14 protein-coding genes are annotated in these 13092 nt (G+C 44.1%); 1 reads left to right on the plus strand and 13 read right to left on the minus strand.

The features are described from left to right. Positions 1–306: 306 nt before the first annotated feature. The 12 genes from N7974_RS04810 to N7974_RS04865 all read right to left on the minus strand — a co-directional run bounded on the left by N7974_RS04810 (position 307) and on the right by N7974_RS04865 (position 11193). Complete coding sequence (locus tag N7974_RS04810) at positions 307–1260, minus strand: ABC transporter substrate-binding protein (RefSeq protein ID WP_243217063.1); 954 nt, start codon at positions 1258–1260, stop codon at positions 307–309. Positions 1261–1347: 87 nt separating this feature from the next. Then, the gene (locus N7974_RS04815) at positions 1348–1845 is read right to left on the minus strand and encodes a hypothetical protein (protein WP_262964512.1); all 498 of its coding nucleotides are present in this window, start codon (positions 1843–1845) and stop codon (positions 1348–1350) included. 39 nt (positions 1846–1884) lie between these two features. Continuing rightward, positions 1885–2841, minus strand: coding sequence for a vWA domain-containing protein (locus tag N7974_RS04820; RefSeq protein WP_262964513.1), 957 nt, complete (start codon positions 2839–2841; stop codon positions 1885–1887). Positions 2842–2868: 27 nt separating this feature from the next. Continuing rightward, complete coding sequence (locus N7974_RS04825; RefSeq protein WP_243217060.1) at positions 2869–3432, minus strand: YfgM family protein; 564 nt, start codon at positions 3430–3432, stop codon at positions 2869–2871. Beyond that, on the minus strand, positions 3429–4427 hold the full coding sequence (locus N7974_RS04830) for a vWA domain-containing protein (protein ID WP_262964514.1): 999 nt from the start codon (positions 4425–4427) through the stop codon (positions 3429–3431). The genes N7974_RS04825 and N7974_RS04830 overlap by 4 nt, the downstream gene beginning before the upstream one ends. After that, positions 4424–5314, minus strand: coding sequence for a nonribosomal peptide synthetase MxaA (locus tag N7974_RS04835; RefSeq protein WP_262964515.1), 891 nt, complete (start codon positions 5312–5314; stop codon positions 4424–4426). The genes N7974_RS04830 and N7974_RS04835 overlap by 4 nt, the downstream gene beginning before the upstream one ends. Beyond that, positions 5311–6147, minus strand: coding sequence for a DUF58 domain-containing protein (locus N7974_RS04840; protein WP_262964516.1), 837 nt, complete (start codon positions 6145–6147; stop codon positions 5311–5313). The genes N7974_RS04835 and N7974_RS04840 overlap by 4 nt, the downstream gene beginning before the upstream one ends. 68 nt (positions 6148–6215) lie before the next feature. Next, entirely contained in the window at positions 6216–7232 is a 1017-nt protein-coding gene (locus tag N7974_RS04845; RefSeq protein WP_262964517.1) for an AAA family ATPase, read from the minus strand. A gap of 430 nt (positions 7233–7662) precedes the next feature. Next, a complete protein-coding gene (locus N7974_RS04850; RefSeq protein WP_243217055.1) occupies positions 7663–7947 on the minus strand; it encodes a methanol dehydrogenase [cytochrome c] subunit in 285 nt (94 codons plus the stop codon). Positions 7948–7962: 15 nt separating this feature from the next. Next, entirely contained in the window at positions 7963–8436 is a 474-nt protein-coding gene (gene moxG / locus N7974_RS04855) for a cytochrome c(L), periplasmic (protein WP_262964518.1), read from the minus strand. Between the two features lie 17 nt (positions 8437–8453). Then, the gene (gene moxJ, locus N7974_RS04860; RefSeq protein WP_262964519.1) at positions 8454–9302 is read right to left on the minus strand and encodes a methanol oxidation system protein MoxJ; all 849 of its coding nucleotides are present in this window, start codon (positions 9300–9302) and stop codon (positions 8454–8456) included. Between the two features lie 76 nt (positions 9303–9378). Beyond that, positions 9379–11193, minus strand: coding sequence for a methanol/ethanol family PQQ-dependent dehydrogenase (locus N7974_RS04865; RefSeq protein ID WP_262964520.1), 1815 nt, complete (start codon positions 11191–11193; stop codon positions 9379–9381). Between the two features lie 320 nt (positions 11194–11513). Here N7974_RS04865 and N7974_RS04870 point away from each other — a divergent pair, with 320 nt between their 5' ends. Next, positions 11514–12170, plus strand: coding sequence for a response regulator (locus N7974_RS04870; protein ID WP_262964521.1), 657 nt, complete (start codon positions 11514–11516; stop codon positions 12168–12170). Between the two features lie 222 nt (positions 12171–12392). Here the strand turns inward: N7974_RS04870 and N7974_RS04875 are convergent, their stop codons facing one another. Beyond that, positions 12393–12923, minus strand: coding sequence for an SRPBCC family protein (locus N7974_RS04875; RefSeq protein ID WP_262964522.1), 531 nt, complete (start codon positions 12921–12923; stop codon positions 12393–12395). Positions 12924–13092: the final 169 nt, after the last annotated feature.

The raw sequence follows: 13092 nt of genomic DNA on the forward strand, positions 1-13092 counted from the left end.
AAAGCGTGAGTTTATCCTGAAATCTCAGCCAGGAGTAAGAGCAGCAACTTTAATCGATTATTCTCTTAAGATAACTCGAAAAAATACCCTTTACATTTATTTATTGAAGGCCACCTTAGGCGGCAAAGACTAAAGAAATGCTCTGAAACCCGGATTTTCTACTATGGATGCCGAGATTTCAAAGATTATACGTCAACTATTTATAGCAAACCATTTTTCAGCTAACACAAAAAACCAACACGAACAGATTGCCGGAACTCTTACGCAAGATAACTAACAATTGTTTGCTTCGGCATCAACCATGCTTTACCAAAAAGTACCCGGCTGCAACTCCGCAGATTGTCCCGTTAATGCCTGTTTACTCTGCTTATGCAACAGCACGTAAACTTTCGCCGCCGCTTTTTTCTGAGCCTCTCCCCATTGCTCAACATTACCGGTACAATAATTTTGGCGCAGGTGTTTTTGGATTTTTTCATCAACCACTTTGGTCAACGGGAGAATTTTTTGCCATGCTGCATCTACACTGCACAACGTTTGCCGGGCTTGCTTGCCAAGCTCTATAAATTGCCTGACTGCTGGTTTATGCTGATCAGCCCAACTTTGTTTAAAAACATAACCCAGATTGGCGACTGACTCCTGAATCCCCAAGCCTTGTAAAATACTACGTCCATCAATTAACGTTCGATAACCTTCAGCTTCAAGTCTGGTCGCAAAATGCCAATAATTAAGCGCAGCGTCAAGCTGACCTTGCTTGATTTGCTCATTGATCAGTGGCGGCGTAGCAAAGACTTTTTCCACTGAAGCATCAAGATCGATATTATGCTGCTGCTTGGCCAAGGTTTGTAGTAACAGCCAGTTCTTATCCAGCTCACCACCGGCGATTCCCAAGCGCTTACCGTTAAGATCGAGTAAGGAACGAATGTTGCTGGTACTGGGCACCACCAACGCACCTGACATATCCGAATAAGGATAAAAAGTAAAATCAGTGCCTTTTTCACGCAAGCCGGATACCCAAATCCAGTCGGAAATAATGATATCCACTGCTCCGGATTGCAAGGCCGCCTTACCGGCTTCAATATTGGCAACGCGGTGTATATCCAACTCAAAATCAGCCGATTTGGCGGCCAAAGCCTCTTGCAAAGCAGGCAATTCCCACTCTACGGTTCCGCCAACCTGGACACCAAGTCTAATAATGGTTTTTTCTGCCGCAAAACTGCTGACAGACAATAATAAACTTAACAGTAAAACTTTACCTTTCATCACAACAATCCTGCTTAAAAACAACTAAAAAACAGCACTTTTTTGCCCACTTCAGGCAAAAAATGTGCTGTAAAAAAAACCGGCAAGTCAATTCACTACCTTTTCCCGAAAATGATAGCTGACAACTATCACTGGTGCCGCCAGCGCTACCAACTGCCAAACATAGCTATCAAAGTAAGCTACGCAAATAGCGGTAATGCCTAAAAAAATACCGGTAAAAATACAGCGCCAGTCGGTTTGCAAACCATCCAGATAAGTTGTTAATGCCAGTACCAAGAGTACGACCAAATCGCCTTCTTCGTGATAAAGCCTTCCAGAACTCTGATAGCAATAAATAATAATGACGACACACAAGCCACCTGCCCAATGCAGTAACGGTCGTACAAATTTCTTCAGATTATCGCCATCGAGCTTAAATTGATAGTAGCCCGGAACGATGGCAATACCGCTAAATAAAAACATCATGACCAACCAAATATCGTGGGTTCTATGCTGATACCGGTAATCAATACCGGCACCGAGTAACGATAAAAGTAAACGCAATATAAAAAGACTATGCTTCGATAACAAATTTTGTTTGTTCATAAACTGTTCTCAAGATGATAGATAAAAATAACAGCTTTTTTATCTGAAAAATCGATGATATTGGTATATTCCAGGTAAGTAAACGAGGCTGATCATCAGTAATGTCAGCAATGCCCATTGCCAACGAATATCAGTCTGTACCAATTTTTCAGTGGCCAGCTTGGAGTTTTTTAATGCCAGAGCAAGACTTTGCAAATCCGCTAAGCGGGCATAACCCAAACCGGATTCTGCGCTCAATTTTTCCAAATAGGTTTCTTGTAAGGCCGTTAAATGTTCGTTGCCGGTAACAACGTCATTGCCAAACGGTGCATTACGAGCGTTATAACCTTTTATTTGCGACGGGGCCAACGTGGACTGTCCAAATGAAGAACGATGCGGTACATCCTCTGGCTTATAAAAACCGGTTTGTTCGCCCTGGCTGTTAAATTTTGGGATCGGCACTGTTTGCAAACCACCCACGCCAATAATCATGCCTTTTACCTGTCCTCGTAAACCTGAAAAATCAGCCTGATAATTAACATTAACCGGCGGTGCTTCCTGGCCGTCGGTAATAAAAATCACCGAACTATCGCTCTTTTTTAGCATGTCAAGGGTACTCAGCAACCCTTTAGCAATATTGCTGTCTGCGGCCCAAGCCATGCGCCAATCTATTTTACTAATGACCGTATCTATTTCGGTGTAGGCGGAACAAACTTCCAACGGTTCGAATAACAAGGTCGAGCGCCTTTCTGTAAACAGCCCTATTCCAACCTTGGATTGGCAAGGCAAATCCCGCAACAAATCACGTAAGGTTTGTTTAACAAAAGACAATCGACTAACAGCCTGATTATCTTGCTGGTAGTCGGTTGCATTCATACTGCGAGTAATATCAATAATAAAGGTGTAGTTGTAAGTGGGGCTTTTTTGCTTTTTACTGGGGATTATGAACAACACCAGCATGGCTATCAGCGCAAACAGCAAACACCAGAGTCGGTAATCTTTTAATCTGTGAGTCATTATCTTCTCGTTATCATGCAACGCCAATCAAGGCAAGCCGCGCGGAAAGCCTGGCACAGTTGTCCATAACTGTGATTTCTGATTGATCGGGCCATCGTCATCCGGCATGATGATACTATCCATTTCCGGCAATAAACGCATGGCAACTTCAAGGTTATATTTGCTATCCCAGTTACTGCTATCCAAAGCTAATGACTGGCGATAAGCTTGTTTCGCCAAGCCCAGTAAAGGCAAAGCAGCATTCATGTTCATTGTTTTTACTTGCTGTAACGCTTGCTCCAGATAGAGGTTGCCGAGGTTATAACGGGCTTTGGCCTGGAATGCTTTATCGCCTTTATCCATAATCAGACTTAGCGTCGATAAGGCTTCTTCGTAACGGTGTTTTTGTTTAAAATAAAAAGCCCTTGCCAGCCTTAACTCGGGCTTGCCAGTGATGACTTGATTAACAACCACATCTTGTCCTGTGGTCAATTGCTGAATTAATTGATTGTCGTGATGCGTGCTGTACAACGACTCGACACTATATAAAATCGTCAGTAAACCAACCAATAAAACCGCCCACAGGGTAATATGCCTGATTCTTCTGATCATCGTTTAACCTCACAAAATTTAACTGCCAGTAATACCAGCAATAACAAACCCGCCACGCGATAACAGGTTGCTGACAAATCCTGTTTGGGGATACGTTCAAAATAATGCATCGGCAAATTTTCCAGTTGATTAATGTCGGCAATCGCCTGTTTTAATGCATCAGGACTTTCCGCTTCATACGCCTGATAAGGACTACCCAAACTTAAAAAGAACTTATGCAGATAAAGTTCGGGCATGGCTTGGGCGTTGTCATCACGACTGTCTTCAGGTTTATCGAAAATACCGGGACTATTGGCCGTGCGTAAAAAAATCCAGTACAGACGAACTTGTTGCTGTTTAAACCATTCCCGTAATTTTTGTTCACTGTCATGATCAATCACAGCCGCGCCGTCTGAAACCAACAACACAATACGCGAACCGGTTACCGACTGTTGTTGAAAAAAAGACAAGGCCATTCCCAAGCCTTTACTGACATGGGTAAAACCCAGCGCCGGCGTTGCTGTTGCCGAAATCGCTGCTTGCACTGCAGTTTTGTTTTCGGTGAGCGGCATCACAAATAAGGGTGACGTACTGTATTCAGCCACCCCGATTAAGCCGGTTTCTCGGTGTTTGACAAAATCAGTCAATAATCGTCTCGCTGCACCGGACTTTGACTCTTCAGCATCTTTGCCATCGTTATTCGCGTTTGGCGCACGCCCGGCAAAACTGTTATCCATGCTGCTGCTGCGATCCAGCAACAACACGACATGGGCACCGTGACCGATACGTTCCAGGCTTTGTTCGGTACGATGCAATCCAGCCATTCCCAAGACTAATGCGGCAATAACCGTCATTGCGCACAAACGCAAACCCGCGTCGATAAAACTCGACAACCTGTCAGCGGGCATCAAGGCTAGCCAGGGCGTAGCGCTTGCCTGCATACCGCTAGTAAACAACGGCAACAAAACGAGTAATAAACCTGCCAAACCCCAGGGCGTGCTAACTGCCAGATTCATAAACTGCCTCGTTCAATTTTTCGGCACTGCTCGCAGAGATCTTTAATTTGTTGCAAATCCGGCGTTACCGTAATCATTCCAGCCGAAAAAAAATAACGGTTGGAATAATTAAAAAACCACTCCAATTTGGCGCTTATTTGCCGATACTGTGGATTACGCTGATAAAAATCACTCAACTGGTTATAAAACAGCGGTTGTCCATTAAGAGTGTTTAAGGCGTAATGAACAATACTTAAGACCTGTTCCATATCCGTTTTGGACAGCCCAGCCAGTTTTCGCAAAGCTTGTTTAAACAAGGTACGTCGTAACAGCTTGGGGAAAAAACCATAAAGAAAACTTAAATAAGCGGCGGTCAGCACAGTCACCGTCAGACTGGCAGACAAGCCATACCACGCCTGCGTATTTTCCAATAACTGCGGTGGACTGTCGGGGCGCAGGTATTCGCCCTGTTCGGTTTGACGAACCACCAACTCTCTTAGTGGCGACAAGGTAAAAGACCAGGCCGGTATACTTTGACTGAGCATTTTTTCCTCAGGCTTGTTTTCGCCCTGATTAAATTGCACAGTAAAACCAGGCAAAGTTAATGCTTTAACCGTCGGCGGCGCGTAAAAAACCTGATAGCGCAAGTCGATTTGATAACGCTGCCCGCTTTGTTTAATGGTCACCTGATTAAGATTCAGCCAGCGATTAATTTGTCCTTTAGCGGGCAAACTACTGGCTTGCAAACTGATACCTGAGCGGGTTTCAATAATAATGCGCTGAGGAATTTCATCGCCAATAACGTAACCAAAGGGACGTGGTGTTTCAACGTTAAAGTAACTGACAGGTGTATTAATCGAGCCGGAGCAACCCGGCAATAACAGTATCAGGATTAACAGAATTCTCATGTAGCTCTCTGTTGTAAATAACAATTAATTGTTTGTGTGCTATAACGTTCCGTAATAAACAAAGGCTCGTTACCAAAGGCCCTAAAGATATGTTTCAAATCATGTTGGCGCTGCTGATAGGCAACCATTATTTTTTGTCGTAAAGCCGGGCGCATAAACAGCGTACGCGTCGCCCGACTTTCCATGTCTTTAAATGACATCATGCCCCAATCAGGCAAGCTGGCATATTCATGCGGATTCCATAATATTAACGGGATAACATCATGGCCTTGCAGAGAGCCCAACAAGTCACGTAACTGAGTCAGTGAAAAATGACAATCGGATAACAAAAACACCAATGAACGCTTACCCGGCATCAAGGCGGCGGCATTTTTAAGCCCGTTTGAACTTCCGCTATAACGATGATTTTTAAGTCGCTTTATCAGCTCATCGACCCTTCCTGATTGTTGGCAAGCCGGAAGTAACCAACGCTTGTCAATACCATCAGCACAACCGATAAAACCAAATTTATCGCCATAACTCAATACCGAATTGGCCGCTGTCAGTAAAAACTGAATCAGGGTTTGTTGTTTATCGGCATAACCCATGGATGCCGACATATCGGCAAGCACATAAACATTAACCGTGCTTTCCTGTTGGTAAACGCGTACGCGATAACCGCCAAACGGATCCAGTACACTGGCACGCAAATCCAGACGTCTGGGGTCAGGACTGGCAATAAGCGGTTGATGACGTTTAAACAAGTGCCCTGCCCCAACCATTTGTCCTGGGTGTACGCCCGGATAAACAGCAGTTGCTCGCCAGGGTAAGCGATAAAATAGTGTTTCAGTCATGGGTTATTTTTTACGACGTGATGTTGCCTGTCAGGCATGGTGCGTATATAAGTTGCGCTACTCTGCACTTAAGGCGCAGCGACTTGGTTCAAAATACCGGTTATTAATTCAGGTAACAACTGCTCTTTTCTATAAGCATACATTGGGTTTAAAAATAGCCGATGGGTCATGCAAACTGAAAAAACACCTTGTAAATCTTCCGGCAAAACGTGGTTTCGATGCTCCAGCCAGGCACGGGTTTTAGCCGCGCGAATTAAATAACTCATGCCACGGGGACTTGCCCCGGCCATTAATAATTGCGGCATTTCAACATCGCTTAATTGCACACCATAATGCTGTGGCTGATGCGTGGCTTTCCATAAACTCAGCGCATAAGCCCGGAGTTTGGGACTGGTCTGTATATGCTGCTGTAACGTTTGTGCCAAATCATTAAGCTGATAGTAAAACCTGTTATTAGACATATTACCGATAAGTTGGTCGGTATCATGAAAGCGCGGGTTAAACATCAACTCGTCCAACACCGCATCCGAGTTGGGCATGTCAATATTAATTTCCATCATAAAACGGTCTTTGGCGGCGGCGGGCAACTCAAAGGTTTCTTCCCTTTCAACACGATTACGATCGGCAAAGACCTGCATGTGTGGTAGCGCATAGTCCTGATTGAAAGCGTTAATGCTGCGCTCTGCCATGGCTCTTAATAACAGGGCATGGACTTGTGGACGGGCGCGATTGATTTCGTTAAAAAAAAAGGTGGCGAGAGTATCGCCGTGTTTCAGTAATGGCCCGGAGTCTACACAAGGACGACCTTCACTATTTAAATACGCGTAATAAATTAAATCGGCAGGCATCAAATCAATGGTTCCTTCTATCCGTTGATAGTCGCCACCCAAGCCTTGTGCAACGGCTCTTAAAAGCGTGGTTTTACCTACCCCGACATTGCCTTCCAGCAACACATGACCCCTGGCAAAAACAGCCAGAATGATATTTCTGACCGCCGGTTGCAAGCCAATAACGACTTGATTGATTTGTTGTTCAAACTGTAACGCCTTGTCACGCCAGTCGATAAGTTGTGTCTCTGTGCTCATTGGCTTTATAAAAAACGTGGGTATTCTTGAGGTATGAAGGAGTTATAGACTTTCAAAAATTTAATTTCCAATTTACGCCGCTGTAAGTCCAGACAGATAACATCTCTTCAAGGGATGGTATCTGTTAGCCTCGAAATTATTTATCTGAAAATCTATAGGAGCTATCCAGAGAAGCTTTGTTCTTGCGCCGTCATTGCCGGTATCAGAACCTCTGTGCCATGGCTTACTTAACGAACCAGAGCACGCGTAGCAAGCATCAGGATACTGTCGTGGCAGAACAAAACTTGTCTCGATAACTGTTGACGATTTTCCCGACTGCGTTCAATCGGAGTCTGTGAAAACGCTAAAAAAAGGGCATAAGATACCAACCTGCTTACAGGGGGATGTAAGGGGGGATAAGGAACAACGTATTTATGCCCAAAAATAATCCTTATTCGATATCGTCAACGTCAAAAACAAACGTACCGGTCTTGGCTAAATTTTCTTGACGTTTTTTATTGCGTGCTTCCATTTCCACAACCGATTGCGCCTGTTTATTGAGTTCATTCACATCGTGTTTCGGATCATACTTGCTGCCCGCCACTTTTTCAGGATAACCCGGCTTGGGCTCCCAGCAAACGCCGGGTTCACTGCAGTTTTGGCCATCATAAGCATTGGCCGATAAAGACATTACTGCCAACATTGCACCTGCATTAATTAAAGTCATTTTTTTCATGTGTTATCCTCGCTATTATTTTAACCACTTGGCTTTTTTAGGATCACCTTTGTAAATATCCCGAATCCAGGACATAATCAAAAGCATCTCATCAGTTGATAAACTGAGATATTGCGGCCCCATCATGCCGTTGGCACCGCCAAACAGCACTTCAAACAAGCCCTGATCTTTGGCATTAGCCGGATACGTCCAGTAATCATCGGCAAGTCCTGGCCCCAATTTACCTTCCGCTTCATGGCCATGACAGCCGGAACAAGCCGGCATAAAAAGATCATGGCCTTTTTGTATGGCGACTTTATCGCCGTTATAAGGATTTTTACCGGTTTCCTTAAACTGCTTAAACGCTTCAGGATTACCACCCTGCTTGGCAACACTCATATCCAGAGGATCACCGGTAATGACATTACGAAAAGTAATTTCCGCAACAGCCGCCGAACTGAGTAAAGCAAGACTGATAGCCGACATGGCCAATAGTTTTTTTCTGTTCATTTTAAAACCTATCCCTTTCATGATTTATCAGCGGCATCAGACTCAGAAACCAGTGGAATACCTTCTTTTTCCAACAATTCTGTTATTTCACTTTGGTTGTCGGCAATCACCTTGTTCAATTGGGCCAGCAGCGCCGGATCATTTTTGCGAACGCCCATGGATGAACTGTAATGAGAACCGACTTTTTGTCCGTCCGCACGCACATTGTCATCAGGAATGATCGTCATCACCAACGGTGTTGTCGACTCTTTAACATAACGTGCTGCAGATGGTCCCCAAAGAGCCGCAACTTCGGCATGACCTGAAGAAACCTCGGAAACCAATTTTGATGGTTCGTATTTAATGTACTCATTGCGCCTGGATTTAAAGCCAACCAGTTCATGAGAATAATTAAACATATCGTTATAACGTCCGATAGCTCGCATCATTACTTCTGCGGGTGTTTCGGGCACAAAGGCAATGCGTTTGGCCTTGCGTAAGACCTCGCTGTCCCAATTTTTTAAATCCAGCTTATCGGTTTCACGCGAGATAAAGACATAACCAGAGCGGTAATAAGCCTGGGTAGTCAATACTCTGGGATCGCCTTTATCGACACCTATGGCCAGATCACACAGCCCCTTATCCAGGGTATCCCTTATGTAGTAACGCGGGTCGCTCCAGGTAACATAGACGATTTTTCTGCCCAAAGCAGAACCAACCAGCTCTGCCAATTTATTCTCAAAGCCTTCACCTGCCTTATTGGAGTAAGGCATTTCATTTTCTGCCGCACAAACTTTTAGCGGCTTGCTTGTTTCAGCTTGGGCTTGGGTTACAGCCAAACCGGCCCCCAAACATAATGCTGTTATTAACAACTTGTTTCTGTGCATGGTTATTCTCATTATTAACAGGTTAAAAAGTTATACTGATGCCGGTACGAATAACATCGTACCGGCCACTCAATTTTTAATAACCCAATGCAAAAACCATAACACCACCACCTTGTTGCGTGTAGTGAGCCAGCTCTTTAAACGCGCCAACGGCACCCAAACCGGCAGTAGGATCCTGCAAGTCAAAGACCAAACCTACACCAGGCCAGCCACCAACGCCGTAATAAATTGCCACATACTGCTTGCCTTTATGTCCAAAAGTAATGGGGTGGCCAATAACGCCGGAAGGAAGTTTGAATTTCCAGAGTTCTTTACCATTTTTGGAATCCAGCGCTTTGATATGACCATCCAAAGTACCGTAGAAAACCAAATCACCAGCGGTCGCCGTGGTACCACCCCAGACAGCAAATTTTTCCTTAATTTCCCATTCAAATTTACCGGTTACCGAATTCATCGCTTTAACTTGCCCCAAGGTACCTTTAGGTCCCGGATACATATTTAGCGTTGCTCCTACAAAAAACTGGCCGGCACGATACGGCAACATGAACGGTTCCCAGTCCATACAAATATGATTGGTACCCATAAAAAACAACTTTTTATCGGGATCATAAGATTCTATTCCCTGATTGTGATAACCCATTGCCGACGGACAAATCCCTTTGGCTTCATGATCCATATGGGTAGAAAACTCGGGATCACGAATCGGCAAGCCGGTTTTTAAATCGACTTTTTTTACCCAATTGACGGTATCGTCAATTTTAAAAGCGTTAACCAAATCCCCGTTTTCACGGTTAAGGGTATAAACCAGGCCATTACGATCGGGATGGGTCAGCAGCTTGGTCATCTTGCCATCAACTAACTGTTCTGATAATCCCATGTAGTTAACACCGGCATAATCCCATTCATCATGCGGCGTTTTTTGGTAACCAAACTTTGCTTCGCCGGTATTAACGTCACGCCCCCAAATTGTCATGGTCCATTTATTATCACCAGGACGCATGGTTTCGTTCCACGGTGCAGGATTACCCGATCCGTAATAGAGCATGTCCAAATCAGGATCAAAAGCATACCAACCCCAGTTAGTACCGCCGCCTATTTTCCAGGCATCGCCTTCCCAGGTTTTAAGGCCCAAACCGAACTGTCCATAATGGGGGTTGTGGCTGTTAAAATCTTTTGCCAACTTGATATCTTCATCAGGACCGGTAGCATAAACCCGCCAGGCTTGCTTGCCGTCTTTAATGTTATAGGCAGTGGCGTAACCTCTTACCCCTAATTCAGCACCTGAGCTACCGACTATTACCATGTCTTTGGCAACAAACGGTGCAATGGTCAGCGTAGAACCCATGGCAATATCGGAGTTCTCCATTTTCCACAACAACTCACCTGTCTTGGCGTTCAACGCAACAATATGTCCGTCCAGTTGGTTCTGGAAAATAGTCGCCGGATAACCCTCCCCTGCAGGTGCGTAAGCCAAGCCCCTGTTAACAACGTCACAACAAGCTACGGCACGGGCTGCCGGACTTTGTTTAGGTTTGTGTTCCCATAAAATTTTGTCCGGCTCATCCAGATCAATCGCAAAAATATTGTTGGGATATGGCGTATGCACATACATGATGCCATCAATGACCAACGGGCCACCCTCATGTCCGTTCAATACACCGGTAGAAAATGACCAGACCGGCTTAAGATGCTGAACGTTGTGAGTGTTAATCTGCGTCATTTTACTAAAGTGACTCGCACTGTAGTCTTTAGTTTGCATGGCCCAGTTAGTATCTTCTTTTGACAGTCTGTCGAGGTCTTTATTGGCCAGTGACGGCATGGAAGCTGTCAATAAGACACTGCTACAAATAGCAGATGCGACAGCAGTGCGGGTAAATTTGGAAATCCGCATGATTTCTCCTGAGTTATTTTAGTTATATGTATAAAAGCCAAGCCCTTGCATACCAATAAGAATAAAGTATGACAACCTGCTTTCTTGATCAAAACGCTTGCAATGGCTCATTGAGATACAGGGCTAAGCAGGTGTTTATAGTAATAGGGTCTTAACTCACTACGTTACAGAATAAAACCGGAAATAAGCGGGAACAAAACTTGAAATAAACCATGAAAATTTCCCGTATCCTTTGAGGAGGAAGAACAGGAAAAGCTCCTATCGATTTCCCTTTTATAAAAAGGCATGATGACGGTTTTGATAATGATGGGAGTAAAGTCGTGGCAGGTAAGATTAGTGTTTTATTGGTCGATGACCATGCGGTAGTGCGGGCGGGTTACAAAACCTATCTGGGATTGTCTGATAAAATCGGAAAGATTTTTGAAGCGGACAGAGGTGAAACCGCTTGCCAAATGTACATCCAATATAAACCGGATATTGTCGTATTGGATTTATCAATGCCCGGCATTGGTGGCTTTGAGAGCATCAGAAGACTGATTAATCGTGATCCGCACTGTAAAATCCTGGTATTTAGTATTCACAATGAACTGGTTTATGTATCACGTATACTTAAAGCGGGTGCCAAAGGCTATATTACCAAAAATAGTGATCCTGAAATGCTGGTCACGGCAGTGTATAAGATAGCTCAAGGCGGAACTTATATTGATCCCGATATTGCCCAGCAACTGGCCATTTCCATGGCAAGTGATCAGGATGAATCAGAAAAAATAAAACTGCTGTCCCCCAGAGAGTTCGATGTCTTCTGTCTATTAGCAAATGGCTATACCACCCGAAAAGCCGCAGAGAAGCTATGCCTGAGTTACAAAACGGTTTGTAATCACGGCACTGTCATCAAAGAAAAGATAGGTGCCAAAACGCTCGCAGAGCTAACCTTGCTGGCAAACCGGCAAGGCCTTATTGAAGCAATCGAAATTTAATCGAAACATGAGAGACTATTGGAAAAACAGAAAATCGACTACGACTCCCTCTCTTCGATCATAGGTATCTATAGATTTTCAGATAAATAATTTCGATGCTAACGGATAACATCCCTTGAAGGGATGGTATCCGTAGAAGTTTACAGCGAAGCGAATGGAAATTTAATTTCTGAAAATCTATACTTTATCTTGGCTCTAACATCAACAGTCTGAGGCTTGCTGTTATTTTTCCAGCTTGTTTTTTAGCCCGGCCAAACCATTCTTAAAAAAGGTATTCATCGCTTCAACGGCTGCTGCATCGTTCATTTTTTCAATCGGCGTATTGCCGGTATCGCCACGATAAAATCTACTTTTTAGTGTCACCACACTGGTTTTAGCGTCACTTCCCGCAGTAACCTGAAGGTTAGTTGTGTAAGAACTGACCGGAAATGCTGTTACGTTTTCGGTTTTAAGGCGGTAATTATATTCATGATCTTTGTCACTGTAATAATCCAGGCTTTCTACCAACTGTCCGTCATTTTGGAGAGTAATCGTTCTCGTACCGTCAGAGGCATTTTTTCCATCACCAAAACCTGCTTTAACGTCAGGATGCCAACTAGCGATGGCATCGAATTGCTTAATCACGCCCCAGACGGCTTCAACAGAGGCATTAATAGTGACACTTTCTTTGGCTTTTTGTGGGGTGGGTCCATGGGCAATAGAAGTAACGGGGAATAATAAAAAACTCAATAAAAGTAACGGTAAACGCTTCATGTGATTAATGCCATTAATAAAATAGTCTATTATTCACAAATAAGCGCAAAAGGTATTGAGTAAATTTCCTGATAATGGCAGGGAAATTTTCGTTTTTTTGGCTACCAACTTAAGATAGGACAGATAACTTTCCGGAAACGCCGAGCCCCAGCTCGGCACGGGATAGTCA

It is taken from the genome of Methylobacter psychrophilus, from assembly GCF_025583945.1.
GTDB lineage: Bacteria > Pseudomonadota > Gammaproteobacteria > Methylococcales > Methylomonadaceae > Methylobacter_C > Methylobacter_C psychrophilus.